The sequence below is a fragment of the Humibacter sp. genome (genome assembly GCF_035547335.1).
GTDB lineage: Bacteria > Actinomycetota > Actinomycetes > Actinomycetales > Microbacteriaceae > Humibacter.
Genome location: NZ_DASZVF010000066.1, coordinates 1 through 15709, shown reverse-complemented (window position 1 = coordinate 15709; position 15709 = coordinate 1). Strand labels below are relative to the sequence as shown.

The window sequence follows — 15709 nt, the reverse complement described above, 5'->3', positions numbered from 1 at the left end:
AGCTGCGCCACGATGTAGCCGATCACGTCGCGCCAGGCGAAACGCCGAGCCGCGGCGAGCCCGAGCGTGACGGCCGGGTTGAAGTGACCGCCGGAGATCGGACCGAACGAGTACGCGCCGATGACGACGGAGAGGCCGAGGGCGAGCGCGACGCCGAGGAATCCGACATTGAAGCCGCCCCTGCCCCCGCCGAACCCGGCGGCGAAGATCGCCGTGCCGACCACGGAGAACACCAGCAGGAAGGTACCGAACGCCTCGGCCGCGAGCCGCGCGACGAGAGACGGGGATACTGTGGCCTCCGGTGAGGCCGCAGCAGGAGTTGACTCAGACATCTTCACTTTCCTTTACGGATCGAGTAAGCCGGGCGGACTCCGCACGAGGACGTGCGTCCGGCGCCTACTCGAACGCTAAGCGATCTCCCAGGTTCGGTCCACTCGATTTCTCAGCATGTCGTGGACGGGCTGCGCTGAGCGGCAGGCGGGCAGGCGGGCAGGCGGGTAGGCAGCAGGCAGCAGACGGGCGGCAGACAGGCAGACCGCACGAGCGATTCCCGCGAAGACCAGCGCCTCAGAGCCGTCCGGATGCCTTCAACGCCAGATACCGGTCGGCGATGGCGGGCGGCAGGTCGGCAGGCGGCGCGCTGACGACGCCTGCTCCGCTCATCCGCACCGCCTCCGCCACACGCGACGTGTCGAGCAGCGCTCGCTCGGCGGCCGCAGCCTCGTAGAACGCCTCGACGCCCTCACGCCGCGAGGCGAGCTCTTCGATGCGCGGGTCGCGAACCGAGCCCACCACGACGGTGTGCGACGAGGCCAGCTGCGGCAGCGCGGCGAGGAGGCCCATCGTCGATCCGGGGGCCGAGGCATCCGTGAGCAGCACGACGAGGGCATGCCGGTGCGTGATCGCGCGAACCTGCGCCGGAATCGCCGACCAGTCCGTCTCGATCAGCTCGGGCCGCACGTCGGCCAGTGCCGTCACGGTGCGGGAGAGCAGGGCCGGGCCCTTCGCCCCCGTCACGCGGGCTCGGACCCGCCGGTCGAATGCGAGCACATCGACGCGGTCGCCTCCGCGGTCCGCGAGAGCGGCCAGCAGCAGAGCCGCTTCGAACGCCGTGTCCAGGCGCGGCTCGTCCGCGATGCGCGCTGCGGACGCGCGCCCGGTGTCGATCACGATGACCACACGACGGTCGCGTTCAGGACGCCACGTGCGCACCATGATGCCCGAGCCAGCGCGAGCGGCGACCGACGTGCGCGCCGTGGCGCGCCAGTCGATGGACCGCACGTCGTCCCCGGCCACGTACTCGCGCAGCGAGTCGAACTCCGTGCCCTCGCCCCTCACCATCACCGGCGTGGACCCGTCGAGCTCGCGCAACCGGGCAAGGCGGGACGCCAGGTGCTTGCGCGAGTGGAACGGCGGCAGCACGTGTAGTTCGGCAGGCGCGGCGAGCGTGGCCTGACGCGACCACAGGCCCAGGGGACCTGCCGCACGGATGGTGACGAACTCCGAGCGTCTGCTGCCACGGCGCCGTGGGGTGAGCGGGAGGGTGAGGATGCGTCGCTCGCCTTGCGGGACGTCCAGCGGCAGCCTCGACCGCGAAGCGCCGGCGGAGGGTTCCCAGCCGTCGCGCAGCGTGCCGTGCAGCCGGCGGGCGCCGAGGTTCGTGACGAAGATCGTGGCGGTGACCGTCTCACCGAGGCGCACCCGACCGGGGAGCATCCGCTCGAGCGCCACGCGCCGCGGAGAGGATGCCGCGAGCAGGTCGATCGCCCCCAGCACGCAGCAGAACACGAGCCAGCATCCGAGCGCCAGGTACGCGCCGGCGGCCGTCGAGCCGAGCAGCACGACGGGCACGAGACCCAGGGCGAGGAGGGCGACGAAGCGCCCGCTGACGGCCATGACGCTGGCCTAGAGCGGAACCTGCACCTGCTGCAGCACGGAGCGCAGGATGCCGTCTGTCGTGACGCCTTCCAGCTCGGCTTCGGGCTGCAGCTGCAGGCGATGGCGCCACGCGGCAGGCGCCATCGCCTGCACGTGGTCCGGGGTGATGGCGTCGTATCCGCTCAGCCAGGCGAACGCCTTGGCGGCCGCCAGCAGCGCTGTCGCGCCGCGCGGGCTCACGCCCAGGCGAACGGACGGGCTCTGCCGTGTCGCTCTGGCGAGGTCGACGACGTAGGCCAGCACGTCGGATCCCGCCGCGACACGACGCACCTCGGCGCGAGCATCCAGCACGTCGGCGGCATCGATGACGGGACGGATGCCCGCTGCCGCCAGCGCACGCGGATCGAACCCCGCGGAGTGCCGTCGCAGCACTTCGAACTCGGTGTCGCGATCCGGAACCTCGAGCACGAGCTTGAGCAGGAACCGGTCGAGCTGCGCCTCGGGCAGGGTGTAGGTGCCCTCGTACTCGATCGGGTTCTGCGTGGCGGCGACCAGGAAGGGATCGGGCAGCGTCATGGTGTCGCCGTCGGCGCTCACCTGTCGTTCCTCCATCGCCTCCAGCAGCGCGGCCTGCGTCTTCGGGGGAGTGCGGTTGATCTCGTCGGCCAGCAGGATGTTCGTGAACACCGGTCCGTGCCGGAACACGAACGCGGCCGATTTGGCGTCATACACCACCGATCCGGTGACGTCGCCCGGCATCAGGTCGGGCGTGAACTGCACGCGCTTCGCCTGCAACGACAGGGCCGCGGCGAGCGATCGCACCAGCAGGGTCTTCGCCACGCCGGGAACGCCTTCGAGAAGGACGTGCCCGCCGGTGAGAAGGGCGACCAGCAGGCCCGTGACGGCGGCATCCTGTCCGACGACGGCCTTCGCCACCTCGGCACGCACCGTGTCGAAGGCGGGCCGTCCGCCGTGCGGGGCTGGCGGAGCAGACGTCGGCTGCACGTTCGGTTCGGCTCTGCTGGGGTCGGTCATCGGCGATGCTCCCGGGTCGATCGGTCACTGCGAGCCTACTGATGCGGGGTGCATCGGTGAGCGGTCGGGCCGCGGCGCTCCAGGCGCGTGGCCTTCCGCGCATCGGCCGGTGGGCGGTGCCGGGTGGTCCCGGGTAGTCCCGGGTGGTCTCGTTCGCCATGGCACGGGGCTCAGGGAGCGCCGCGCACGGCCGTCCGCACCGCATCCTCCAGCTCGGCGAGGCGTGCCGCGAAGTCGACGGCCGAGGCATCCGTGAGCGGTACGCCGTCGAGCAGCACGTCACGTACGTCCTTCGCCGCACGACCGGTCAGCGCTGCGGCGCTCGCCGCCACCTGGTCGACGTCGGCTCGAGGGGGCAGCCCGCAGAGCACGCCGATGCGCTGCACCGCTCCCACCCGAAGCGCGTCGAGCGCGTGCACCCGAACGGATGCCGTGCGGTACAGCCTGGCGCGACCCTCGATGGTCTCACCTGCGCGCACCACGACGGGCAGGTTCTCCACCACGAGCGGACCGAAACGGCGTCCTCGCCACACACCCGCCGCAACCACGACGGCGATGAGCAGAAGGATCGCCGGGGTGACCCACGCCGGGGTCAGCGCGGCGAGACTCGGCGCCCCTTGAGCGGCGGCATCCGCCTGGGACGGCAAGTACCACACGAGCGTGCGGTGCTGGCCGAGCAGGCCGATCGCCAGAGCCGCGTTGCCTGCCCGGGCGATGCCGTCGTTGTCGAGCAGGCCGGATCCGACGACGGTCACCCGGGTGCCCGCCGCAACCGACTGCGCCACCGCGAAGGTGCCGTCGCTCGCGCGGAAGCATCCGGTCGCCGGTTCGGCGACCCGGAAGGTGCGTGTTCGCCCGGCGACCGACCCGGCGCGGTCGGCCGCGGCCAGCGAGCATCCCGAGCTTCGCGACGACACGCTCCGTTCGCCGGCCTGCGCCACGGTCGGAGCCATCGCGCGCAGCTGCGCGAACCCCGGGTCGACGGTGACCACATCGGATCCGAGCGAGAGCACGGTGCCGAGCTGGCCGGCATCCAGAATGCCCTTCGGGTCGGAGAGAAGCACGGTCGTGTCGGCGCGGTCGGCCGTCGCTCGTCGCGAATCGGCGAGCGACGAGGCCGTGCGCAGGTCGACGCCGTGCTCGGCGAGCACCCGGGCCAACGCCTGACCGCCCTGCGGCGCGGGGTTGGAGGCGCCCATGGGATCGGCCGAGGTGGAGGCGAGTGAGAGTTGGATGGCGGCGGCTCCGGAGCCGACCAGCAGGATCGCGACGAGCACGAGCCATCCGCGCGCTCGCCGAAGGCTCTGGCGCGGGGTGCGGGAGAGCGCCGTCGCCGTCGCTGTCACCTGGGTGCCCCCGGCGTCGTCGCGACCTCGCCTGCTGACGCAGGTAGCCTCGACGACCGCGGTGTCGCGCGGGCGAGCTCGTGATCCAGTACGACGAGCGCCTCGTAGTCCGCCGCTCGTGCCGACCGTCCGAGGTAGCGGACGCCGTCGAACAGCACGGCGGCGGCGTGCAGGCGCTCACCGTGCGCAGGAAGCGCGACGGATGCCTCGGTCGCGAGCTCTTGCGACGTCGTTCCCGGCAGGAGCAGCACGATCGTGCGTTCCCCGAGCGAGCGGGCGATCGCGCGGAACAGGTCGCGGACCGCGTCGTCGTAACGGCCGCCGGCGGCCGACGAGGATGCGTCCCTGCGCAGGTCGGCCGTGCTGCGCCCGTCGTCCTCGTCGAACACGACGGAGTCCGGCGTCCTCCTGCGCAGCCGGGGGAGGCCGAACACCACGAAGGCGCCGACGATGATGGCGGCCACGATCGCGATTCCGATGCTCGCCAGGATCCAGGCGGCATCTCCGCTCACGTTCGCACCCAGTGAGGCGAACCACTCCGAGATCTGCTGCGCGACGCGGTCGAACCACGTCGGCCTGGCCGCCTGGTACTCCGGCTTCGCGAGCTCGTGCCTCAGCCACTCCTGCGCGGTGTGCGCGCCGGGGTCGAGGGGCGGCGTGTCGGCCGTGAGGCGGAGCAAGGCCGCAGGGGCGAGTCGGAAGACGGCGTCGATCACCGTGGCATCCGCTTCACCGCTGCGTCCAGGTCGCCGACGCAGACGGGTGGGACGACGACCGGGTCGCAGCCCAGGCCGGCGTCGCGAAGGGGTCGCGAGCATCCGGGATGCCTGCGGCGCGCTCGTCCACGACGCGCCTCAGCTCGGCGTCGAGGCCCTCGCGGCGCATCCTGAGATCCAGGTACACGGTCGTCGCGGTGGCCGCCTGCACCACGGCCGTGACCGAGCCGACGAGCGTGCCCACGATGATCGAGAGCACGTAGTACGCGATCGTCACGCCGATGGCGTTGCCGGCCTGGAACGATCCGGTCGGGCTGATCAGCGAGATCACGATGGTGTACACGGCCTGCAGCGGGATCGTGACGACCGCGCTGGCACCGGCGCAGATCACGGCGACGAGGGCGAGCGTGCCGAACGTGCGCCAGAACGAGCGTTCGGTGAGCCGCCACGACCGGGCGAGCGCGGTGAAGACACCCGTCTTCTCCACGACGATCACGCTGGGCGTGAGCGCCGTCTTGGTACCGAGCCACACCCAGAGCGCGCCGAGCCCGCAGACCGCCGGCACCACGAGGAGCACGGTCACGACCCAGGAGCCGGCAGCGGAGGAGGCTGCGGCCGAGGCGGCGACGAGCGCGATGGATGCTGCTACAGCGGCCGCCAGCAGCACCGTCCAGCCGATGAGGCGCCACCGTCGCCCTCTCGTCGCGCGCCACAGCGCCCGCAACGTGAGCTTCTCACCGAGCGCGCCCCTAGCGACTTCGGATGCCACAAGGCCCTGCACGAGCGCCGTTCCGATCAGCGAGATCACGACGGACACGAGCACGGCGGCGACGAGGATGGCGATGCTGCCGGCCGTGATGAGCTGCATGTCGCTCGTGGAGTCGCGGTCGGCCGCGGCGATGCGCAGCACCGCGAACACCGCGGCCACGCCCACGACGAGCACGGTGGACAGCGTCGAGATGAGCTGGACGATCAGCGCGCCGCCGACCGTGGCGCGCGGGTTGTGCCGCAGCACCCGGAACGGGGTGCCGAACAGGGTGCCGAACGGGAGCGGGCGAAGCGGGAAGAGTCCCGGCCTGGGAGGCGGGGTCCAGCCGGTGCTCTGCTGCCACGGGGGTTGCTGCTGCCACGTCGGCTGCTGCCGCCACGCGGGTTGCTGCTGCCACGCAGTCTCGGCTGACTGAGCGCCGGGTTGCGGCGGCGCCCAGGATTCGGGTGCAACCCACGTGCCAGGAGCAGGCGCCTGATCGGCTGCATCGGCTCCGGGTGTCGTCGTGCCGTCCGGCCGGGTCTCGTCTCGGCCGGGGCCGTCGGAATCGCTCACCGTTGACTACCTGCCACTGCTCGGATGTGTGCGTGAACCTGCGCTGGGTTCCCTCATCCTGGCACACGGAGCCTCGGCGGACGCGGGCGGCGCACGCCGGACCATGGCGCGTCGCCGCGGGGCTCCAGGTGCCCTGCCGAAAGCGTCGACTACTCTTGTGCCATGGTCTCGCCCGGGTGGTCGCCTTCCGCGGGCACTGAAGAGGAATCAGGACCCCAGACTGGCATGAACGCGAAAATCCTGGTCGTCGACGATGACACCGCCTTGGCCGAGATGATCGGCATCGTGTTGCGCACGGAAGGGTTCGAGCCGAGCTTCTGCTCCGACGGCGCGATCGCCATCGACAGCTATCACGCCACCAAGCCCGACCTGATACTCCTCGACCTGATGCTTCCCGGCATGGACGGCATCGAGGTGTGTTCTCGCATCCGCGCCGAGTCCGGCGTTCCGATCATCATGCTCACCGCCAAGTCCGACACCGCCGATGTGGTCAAGGGGCTCGAGTGCGGCGCGGACGACTACATGGTGAAGCCGTTCAACCCGAAGGAGCTGGTCGCGCGCATCCGCACGCGGCTCCGGCCTGCGGCATCAGCCCCCGCGGCCGACACGTTGCGCGTCGGCGACATCGAGATCGACGTGGCTGCGCACGAGGTGCGTCGCGGCGAGTCCCGTATCAACCTCACGCCGCTGGAGTTCGACCTGCTCATCGCGCTCGCGTCGAAGCCGCAGCAGGTGTTCACCCGCGAGATGCTGCTCGAGCAGGTGTGGGGCTACCACTACAAGGCCGACACCAGGCTCGTGAACGTGCACGTGCAGCGGCTGCGGGCGAAGGTGGAGGAAGACCCCGACAACCCGAAGATCGTGATGACCGTGCGCGGCGTGGGCTACCGCGCCGGCGCCACACCCTGACGAGGTCGGGAGATGTCTCGTGATCCCGTGGCGGACCAGGCGTCGTTCGACGGCCACGCAGGAGCGCTGAGTTCGTGAGGTTCGGCGGTGACTGGTTGCGGTGGCGTGAGTGGCCGGAGCGCTTCGCGCACGTGTGGCGCACGTCACTGCAGTTCCGCACGGTGCTGATGACGGTGGCGCTCACCGGCGCCGCGGTGCTCGTCGCGGGTTTTCTCGTGTCGTTCATCGTCGGCAACGGGCTCTACCAGTCGCGGCTCGAGCAGTCGTATCACGACTCGGCGCGCGCGACCACGGATGCGCAGAAGAAGCTGGACGCGTCGGACGCCACCGACCCCGAGGCCATCGACAACCTCTTCCTTCAGGTCTTCGGCGACATCAAGAACTCCACGACCACCGGGCTCGTCGCGTCGTTCCGGGTTCCCGGACAGGGCATCGACGCGGCGGCGCCGGTCGGAGTCTCGACGTTCGGCTCCGGCAAGGACATCATCACCAAAGACCTGCGCAAGGCGGTGCAGTCGTCACCGCACGCCGTGTTCGCGCAGTCCGTCGCGCTGCCCTCGGGCGACGGGTCGACGCATCCCGGCATCGTGGTTGGCTCCGAGCTCCAGCTTCCGACGGCAGGCAGGTACGAGCTCTACATCGGCTACGACCTCTCCGACTCCGAGCAGACCCTGCTCTTCGTGCAGCACACGCTGCTCATCGTGGGCCTCGCGCTGCTCGTGCTCATCGCCGGCATCACGTATCTCGTGGTGCGGCTCATCCTGACGCCCATCCGCGTGGCCGCTCAGACCAGCCAGCAGCTGGCCGACGGTGACCTCGAGGTGCGCATGCCGATCGCGAACGAAGACGCGTTCGCCACGCTCGCACGCTCTTTCAACGGCATGGCGGATGCCCTGCAGCGGCAGATCACGCAGCTCGCCACGCTCTCCCAGCTGCAGCAGCGGTTCGTCAGCGACGTCTCGCACGAGCTGCGCACGCCGCTCACCACCATCCGACTCGCCGGCGACGTCATCTACGACCAGCGCGAGGACTTCCCGCCGGCCACCGCCCGCACCGCTGAGCTGCTGCATGCCCAGATCGAGCGGTTCGACAGGCTGCTCTCCGACCTGCTGGAGATCAGCAGGTACGACGCGGGATCGGTCGTGCTCGAGTGGGAGCCGACCAACCTCGTGCGGCTGGCGGAAGACGCGGTCGAGGACATGAGGCCGCTCGCGCTGACGAACGGGTCCGAGGTGCGGCTGGAGGCGCCAGGAGGCTACTTCGAGGTCGAGATGGATCCGCGACGTGTGCGCAGGGTGCTGAGGAACCTGCTCGGCAACGCCATCGAGCACGGCGAGGGGAAGCCCATCGTGGTCACCGTGGACAGCAACCAGACCGCCGTCGCCCTCTCGGTGCGCGACTACGGGCTGGGCATGAGCGAGCGGGATGTCGCGCACGTGTTCGACAGGTTCTGGCGCGCCGACCCGTCGCGCAAGCGCACCATCGGAGGCACGGGCCTCGGGCTGGCCATCTCCCTCGAGGACGCCGCGAAGCACGACGGCTGGCTGGATGTCTGGTCCAGCCCGCACGAGGGATCCAACTTCCGTCTCACGCTCCCGCGCGTGCCCGGCGAGCCGATCGCCGCCTCGCCGCTCCCGCTCGCGCCGTCCGACGCGCCGCGCACGGCCGACGACCGGCCCATCGGTCACGAGTCGATCGGCGGCCGGCACGACGACGGCGACGAGCCGGCAGGGCGAGACACAGGGCGATCCGGTCGCGAGCGCCGTGCAGCGCGTCCGCGCGGCGACGCCCGCAAGCACGACGTGCGGGGGAGCGAACGCGAAGGGTCGGTGAAGCCATGAGCGGCGGGACGAACGTGCGTGGCAGAGGAGGCCGGCTGGTGCGGGCATCCGTGGCCATGCTGGGCCTGCTCGCGCTGATCGCAGGCTGCGCGCAGATCCCGCGCACGAGCTCCGTGAAGGAGGTCGGCCCGATCAGCGCGCAGAACAACGGTCTGGGGCAGGTGGACTTCCTGCCGAACGGTCCGCAGCAGGGTGCAACGCAGGACGAGATCCTCAAGGGATTCATCCAGGCCCAGGTCTCGCCGCAGGGCGACTACGCCGTGGCGCGCGAGTTCCTGGCCACCGGGTTCCGCAGCAAGTGGAACGCGGATGCGTCGGTGACGGTGGACACCGGATCGGATCGTGACTACGAGACGGTGTCGTCGGATCAGAAGCTGCTCACGCTCACCCCCGTGGCGTTCGTCGACGCCGACGGCAGCTACACCAGGGCCGAATCGTCGACGGGCATCCAGCAGCAGTACACGTTCGTCAAGCAGGGCGGACAATGGCGCATCTCGAAGGCGCCAAACGGCGTCATCATCGACAGCTCGCGCTTCGCGAGCGTGTTCGCGCCGCATTCCCTCTTCTTCTTCAGCCCGGATCTGCAGTTCCTCGTGCCGGACGAGCGCTGGTTCCCGAACTCGCCTGCCTCGCTGCAGACCAGGATCGTGAAGGAGCTCGTGCAGGGGCCGGCCAAGTGGTTGTCGGGCGCGTACACCAGCGCGTTCCCGCAGGGGTCCCAGCTGACCTCCGATTCGGTGACCGTCACCGGCGGACAGGCCGACGTCGATCTGAACAGCACAGCGGGAGCGGTGGATGCCCTCACCCTGGAGCGCATGCAGCTCCAGCTGTCGGAGTCGCTGGCCTCCGTTGCCGGAGTCACCGACGTGCGCATCTCGATCGAGGGCGTGCAGCGGCCGGTACCGGATGCGCTGTCGCCCGAGCCGGTGCAGAACCCCAGTGTCGACTCGAACGCGCTCGTGTTCCGAAGCGGCAAGTTCGGTCTGCTCTCCGGCTCGGCAGTCTCGGAGATCCCGGATGTCTCGTCGAAGGTGGAGAGCATCGGCCCGCGCGCCGCCACGCTGTCCGGTGACCACCGCACGGCCGTCGTGCTGGGCGCGGGCGCGAGCTGGGTCGTGCGCGCCGACGTCGACGATCCGGTGCAGCTCGACACCCGGCCCGGTCTCGTCGCTCCCACGCTGGATCCCTCTGGCTATGCGTGGAGCGCCACGTCGGCATCGCCTTCGGAGCTGCAGGTGCTCGGCCCGAGCGGTTCATCCACCTCGCTGATGGCGGCGTGGCCCGACGGCAGGTCGCTGATCGCCATGGCGATGTCACGAGACGGCACGAGGCTCGCCGCGCTCGTGCGCACCGACTCCGGAACGAGCATGATGGTCGCCGGCGTGGTACGGACCTCGAGCGGGCGGCCGGAGAGCATCTCGACCCCGGTGAATCTCGGCCCGGTCGGGGGAGGGACCGCCACGTCGCTCACCTGGCTCGACGACCTCACCATCGGGGCGCTCGCCGTCGGGTCGGGCGGGGAGAGCTCGATCGACGTGCAGACGGTCGGTGGTGACGCGCAGCCCGCCCCGGGGCCCGCCAAGGGTGCGAGCATCGGTCCGGTCGGAGCGGCGCCGTACTACTGGGTGCTCACCTCGGACGACTCGCTGCAATGGCCGCGCGGCACCGGGTGGCAGCAGCGTGCCGACGGCGTGCAGTTCATCGGCCAGCAGCTGGGCAAGCCGCAGTAGACCGTCGCGGAGAGCGTGCTCGCCGACCACCCTCCGTCCCCCACGCCGGGTTCGCGCGCGGTTTGCGCCGAGATGCGTCCACAGCGCCGGGGCCATGCCCGTCGGCGCCAGCCTGGACGCATGTCCACCGCGTTCCGCCCGGTCACTCGGGCTCTTCCCGGACTGAAGTCGGCGTTGCTGGACGCGCTCGCCGTCGTGTCGCCCACGTCGTGCGCCGGATGCGCAGCGCCCGACCGGTCCCTGTGCTCCGCATGTTCTGCGGCGCTCGCGCCGAACGTGCGCGAGGTCGACCTTCACGGCCTGCCTGTCACCTACGCGCACGAGTACGGAGGCGTGGTGCGCTCTGTGCTGGCCGCGTACAAGGACGGCGGGCGCACGGATGTCGCAGGCCGCCTCGCCCCGGCGCTGGCCGCAGCCATCGCATCGGCGTTGCGCGAGCACGCTCCTCCGGTCACCGCGCACCCTGTGCGCCTGGTCACCGTGCACCTGGTCACCGTGCCGTCGTCGCGGTCCGCGCGCCGCGCCCGCGGGTTCTCTCCCGTCCGCCTGCTCCTCGCCCACGCGGGGCTCCGTACGGAGCCGGCGTTGCGCGCCCGGCGACAGAGCGCCGACCAGGCGCACCTCACTATCCAGGGCCGACGAGAGAACAGGGACCACTGGCTCGCGCCGCGCGGCGCACTGGCGGGCCGGCACGTGCTCCTGGTCGACGACATCCTCACCACCGGTGCCACCTTGCTGGAGGCCAGGCGAGCTCTGGCATCCGGTGGCGCGCACGTGATCGGTGCCGCCGTCCTGGCTCGAACTCCGCGTCGGAACCCCGTGCCTGAGGCCTTGGGCGGCCGCTCGGGGACCATCCGCGAACCGCCATGATCGGCGCACGGCATCCGTCGCAGTCGGTATGCGGATGCTTCGCGGACGCCCGGCAAGTACCGGGTGACATCCGCCTGCTCCCGGTCTACGGTTGGGGGAAAAGGTGTCGGTCCAGCCGCCCTTTCCGTACGGGCGACGGCCGCACCGGAAGCAGGAGGTCGCCATGGAAATCAACATCTTCGGACTCGGCGTAGGCATCACCGATCGCTTCCGTGAATATGCGACGGAGAAGGCAGCCAAAGTCGGTTCGCTCGCTGAGCGAGCTCTCTCGCTGGAGATCAAGGTCTCCCGCCACAACGAGAAGTCCGGAGGTCAGAACGGCGATGATCGCGTCGAACTGACACTCGTCGGACCGGGTCCGGTGGTTCGTGCCGAAGCCACGGCGTCCGACAAATACGCGGCGTTCGATCTGGCGATCGGACGGCTCCTGGAGCGCGTGAGACGCGCAAAGGACCGCAGAAAGATCCATCGCGGCCTGCACAGACCGCCCTCGGTGCGCGAGGCGTCCACTGTGGGCCTCGGGCGTGTGGATGTCACCCCCGCGCCGGTCACGGTGCTGGAGCAGGTGCGCACCGGCTCTGTTCCCGTGGTGAACAACGAGCCGTCGACAGCGGAGGAGGCGGAGGAGTACTGCCCCGTCGTGATCCGCAAGAAGGTGTTCGCGTCCGTGCCGATGTCGGTCGACGACGCGCTGTACTACATGGAGCTCGTCGGTCACGACTTCTACCTGTTCATCGACGAGGAATCCAACCGGCCCTCCGTCGTCTACCGCCGCAAGGGCTGGGACTACGGCGTCATCGCCCTCGACGAGAACGCGGAGGAGCTTCAAGAGGTGGCGACGGCCTCGCGCAAGCTCGGCCGAGCCTGACCACCACCTCTGGCCGAGCCTGTCGCCGAACCGCCGGTTGAGCCTGTCGAAACCGGGCCCTGAAGCGTCGGGTTTCGACAGGCTCAACCCGGTGGTGTACGGCTGCTCGCTTCGGGTTTCGACGGGCTTGACCCGCGGTGGGGTGCCGCACCGACAACCTCCAGCGCATCCGCAGCAGGCATCCGGCATGCTCAGGTCACAGGCCGGTAACATGGGGGAGTTGCCGTCCGGCAGGTCGGCACGCGTCCGCCCGGGACGACGGGTGCCCTGCGGCATCCTCTACGAACCACTTGGAGTGCATCAGTGGCCTCAGTTCTCGAAAAGGTGCTGCGTGTCGGTGAAGGCCGTACGCTCAAGCGGCTCGAGGCGTACGCCCGCGCCGTGAACGCGCTCGAGGAAGACTTCCAGAGCCTCACCGATGAGGAACTGCGCAACGAGACGAACGAGCTGCGTGAGCGCTACGGCAACGGCGAGTCCCTCGACGACCTTCTGCCCGAGGCCTTCGCGGCCGTGCGCGAGGCGGCGGTGCGCACGCTCGGCATGCGGCACTTCGACGTGCAGATCATGGGTGGCGCCGCGCTTCATCTCGGCAACATCGCCGAGATGAAGACCGGTGAAGGCAAGACGCTCGTCGCCACGACCGCCGCGTACCTGAACGCCATCGCGAGCCGCGGCGTTCACATCATCACCACCAACGACTACCTGGCCAGCTACCAGGGAGAGCTCATGGGGCGCGTGTTCCGCGCGCTCGGCATGACGACGGGTGTCATCCTCGCCGGTCAGACCCCGGACGAGCGACGCGAGCAGTACCTCGCCGACATCACGTACGGCACGAACAACGAGTTCGGCTTCGACTATCTGCGCGACAACATGGCGTGGCAGGCATCCGACATGGTGCAGCGCGGCCACTTCTTCGCCATCGTCGACGAGGTCGACTCCATCCTCATCGACGAGGCCCGCACGCCGCTCATCATCTCCGGTCCCTCAAGCGGAGAGGCGAACCGGTGGTTCAACGAGTTCGCGCGCCTCGCCACGCGGCTGCAGCCGGATGTCGACTTCGAGGTCGACGAGAAGAAGCGCACCGTCGGCGTGTTGGAGCCGGGCATCGCCAAGGTCGAGGACTACCTCGGCATCGACAACCTCTACGAGTCCGCGAACACTCCGCTCATCTCCTTCCTGAACAACGCGATCAAGGCCAACGCGCTGTTCAAGCGCGACAAGGACTACGTCGTGATGAACGACGAGGTCCTCATCGTCGACGAGCACACGGGGCGCATCCTCGTGGGGCGCCGCTACAACGAGGGCATCCACCAGGCGATCGAGGCCAAGGAGGGCGTGCCGGTCAAGGCCGAGAACCAGACCCTCGCAACAGTCACGCTGCAGAACTACTTCCGCCTCTACAAGAAGCTCTCCGGCATGACGGGTACGGCGGAGACCGAGGCCGCCGAGTTCATGTCGACGTACAAGATCGGCGTGGTCGTCATCCCGACGAACAAGCCCATGATCCGCAAGGACATGCCCGACCTCGTGTACAAGAACGAGGAGGCCAAGTTCAAGCAGGTCGTCGAGGACATCGTCGAACGCAACAAGAAGGGCCAGCCCGTTCTGGTCGGAACGACGAGCGTCGAGAAGAGCGAGTACCTGTCCCGGTTGCTGGCGAAGAAGGGCGTGCGGCACGAGGTGCTGAACGCCAAGAACCACGCGCGTGAGGCCGCGATCGTGGCACAGGCCGGACGCCTCGGCGCCGTCACTGTCGCCACCAACATGGCCGGCCGTGGAACCGACATCATGCTCGGTGGCAACGCGGAGTTCCTCGCGGTCGCCGAGATGAACGCCAGAGGCCTGAGCCCGGTCGACACCCCTGAGGAGTACGAGGCGGAATGGGACGCCGTGTACGACCGCGTCAAGGCCGCCGTCGCCGAAGAGGCGGACAAAGTCATCGAGGTCGGCGGCCTCTACGTGCTGGGCACCGAGCGTCACGAATCGCGCCGCATCGACAACCAGCTCCGCGGTCGCTCCGGACGCCAGGGCGATCCAGGAGAGAGCAGGTTCTACCTCTCGCTCACCGACGACCTGATGCGGCTGTTCAACGCGGGTGCTGCCGAGAGCCTGATGGGTCGCAGCAACGTTCCGGACGACCTGGCGATCGAGTCCAAGGTGGTGAGCCGCGCCATCCGCTCCGCCCAGGCGCAGGTGGAGGCGCGCAACGCCGAGATCCGCAAGAACGTGCTCAAGTACGACGACGTGCTGAACCGCCAGCGCGAGGCGATCTACAGCGACCGGCGGCGCATCCTCGAGGGCGACGACCTGCACGAGCGCGTGCAGCAGTTCCTCGAAGACGTGATCAGCGAGGTCATCGATCAGCACACTGCGGAGGCGAGCGCCGACGACTGGGACTTCGACGCGCTCTGGTCGGACCTCAAGGTGCTCTACCCGGTCGACATCTCCATCGACGAGGTCATCGCCGAGGTGGGCAACAAGGGCCGGGTGAACCGGGAGTTCATGAAGCGCGAGATCCTGTCGGATGCCCGCCTCGCGTACGCGCGACGCGAGGAGCAGCTGGGGTCGGCCGCCATGCGCGAGCTCGAGCGCCGTGTCGTGCTGTCGGTCATCGACCGCCGCTGGCGCGATCACCTCTACGAGATGGATTACCTCAAGGACGGCATCGGGCTGCGGGCCATGGCTCAGCGCGACCCGCTGGTCGAGTACCAGCGCGAGGGCTTCACGATGTACCAGCAGATGATGGGGGCGATCCGCGAGGAGTCCATCGGCTTCCTGTTCAACCTCGAGGTCGAGGTGACTCAGGCGGCGGGCGAGGTGACCGAGGTGGAGGCCAAGGGCCTCACCCCGTCGGCGAACGAGCAGCAGCGACTCAGCTACTCGGCGCCCAGCGACGACGGAAGCGTCGAGGTGCGCAACCAGCGTGGCCAGGTCGAGCGTGCCGCCACGGACCGCGCCGAGCGCGCCAGGCGCCGTCAGCTGGCCGCCCAGCAGGAGAACGCGCCCGTACAGCAGCAGTCTGCAGCACGGGGTGCTTTCGGGCAGCGCGCGGACGACAGTGCGCAAGCGGAGCCGCTCAACAGGGCCGAGCGCAGGGCACAGGAGCGTCGTCGGCGCTGAGCGCCGGCAGCACTGACCCCCAACAGCGCGTCGACCGGGCCTGCGGCCCTCCCGATGCGGTCGTGGGTGAGT

At 69.7% G+C, this 15709-nt stretch carries 12 protein-coding genes; 6 read left to right on the top strand and 6 right to left on the bottom strand.

All coding sequences use genetic code 11. From position 1 onward, the window contains the following. The 6 genes from VHB92_RS13920 to VHB92_RS13895 all read right to left on the bottom strand — a co-directional run. The coding region (locus VHB92_RS13920) for an aquaporin (RefSeq protein ID WP_325454367.1) at positions 1-332 on the bottom strand (332 nt) is incomplete at its 3' end. Positions 333-567: 235 nt separating this feature from the next. After that, a complete protein-coding gene (locus tag VHB92_RS13915) occupies positions 568-1896 on the bottom strand; it encodes a DUF58 domain-containing protein (RefSeq protein ID WP_325454366.1) in 1329 nt (442 codons plus the stop codon). A 9-nt stretch (positions 1897-1905) separates the two neighbouring features. Continuing rightward, on the bottom strand, positions 1906-2913 hold the full coding sequence (locus tag VHB92_RS13910; protein WP_325454365.1) for a MoxR family ATPase: 1008 nt from the start codon (positions 2911-2913) through the stop codon (positions 1906-1908). Between the two features lie 170 nt (positions 2914-3083). Then, positions 3084-4259 carry a DUF4350 domain-containing protein gene (locus tag VHB92_RS13905; RefSeq protein WP_325454364.1) on the bottom strand — a complete coding sequence of 392 codons (1176 nt, stop codon included), beginning with the start codon at positions 4257-4259 and terminating at the stop codon, positions 3084-3086. Continuing rightward, on the bottom strand, positions 4256-4975 hold the full coding sequence (locus tag VHB92_RS13900) for a DUF4129 domain-containing protein (protein WP_325454363.1): 720 nt from the start codon (positions 4973-4975) through the stop codon (positions 4256-4258). Before VHB92_RS13900 ends, VHB92_RS13905 begins: the two co-directional genes overlap by 4 nt. Positions 4976-4988: 13 nt before the next feature. Further along, positions 4989-6299: a hypothetical protein gene (locus VHB92_RS13895; protein WP_325454362.1), complete on the bottom strand. Its 1311-nt coding sequence runs from the start codon at positions 6297-6299 to the stop codon at positions 4989-4991. Positions 6300-6524: 225 nt separating this feature from the next. On the opposite strand from VHB92_RS13895, the gene mtrA reads away from it, so the two are divergent. The 6 genes from mtrA to secA all read left to right on the top strand — a co-directional run bounded on the left by mtrA (position 6525) and on the right by secA (position 15637). Further along, positions 6525-7208, top strand: a complete 684-nt coding sequence (gene mtrA, locus VHB92_RS13890) for an MtrAB system response regulator MtrA (RefSeq protein WP_325454361.1) — start codon at positions 6525-6527, stop codon at positions 7206-7208. Positions 7209-7282: 74 nt separating this feature from the next. Further along, positions 7283-9049 (top strand): MtrAB system histidine kinase MtrB, encoded by a 1767-nt coding sequence (gene mtrB / locus VHB92_RS13885; RefSeq protein ID WP_325454360.1) that lies wholly within the window; start codon positions 7283-7285, stop codon positions 9047-9049. Then, a complete protein-coding gene (locus VHB92_RS13880; RefSeq protein WP_325454359.1) occupies positions 9046-10779 on the top strand; it encodes a GerMN domain-containing protein in 1734 nt (577 codons plus the stop codon). The genes mtrB and VHB92_RS13880 overlap by 4 nt, the downstream gene beginning before the upstream one ends. A 120-nt stretch (positions 10780-10899) precedes the next feature. After that, on the top strand, positions 10900-11649 hold the full coding sequence (locus VHB92_RS13875) for a ComF family protein (protein WP_325454358.1): 750 nt from the start codon (positions 10900-10902) through the stop codon (positions 11647-11649). 163 nt (positions 11650-11812) lie between these two features. Further along, positions 11813-12517 carry a ribosome hibernation-promoting factor, HPF/YfiA family gene (gene hpf / locus VHB92_RS13870; protein WP_325454357.1) on the top strand — a complete coding sequence of 235 codons (705 nt, stop codon included), beginning with the start codon at positions 11813-11815 and terminating at the stop codon, positions 12515-12517. Positions 12518-12820: 303 nt separating this feature from the next. Continuing rightward, complete coding sequence (secA, locus tag VHB92_RS13865; protein WP_325454356.1) at positions 12821-15637, top strand: preprotein translocase subunit SecA; 2817 nt, start codon at positions 12821-12823, stop codon at positions 15635-15637. The last annotated feature ends 72 nt before the right edge of the window (positions 15638-15709 follow it).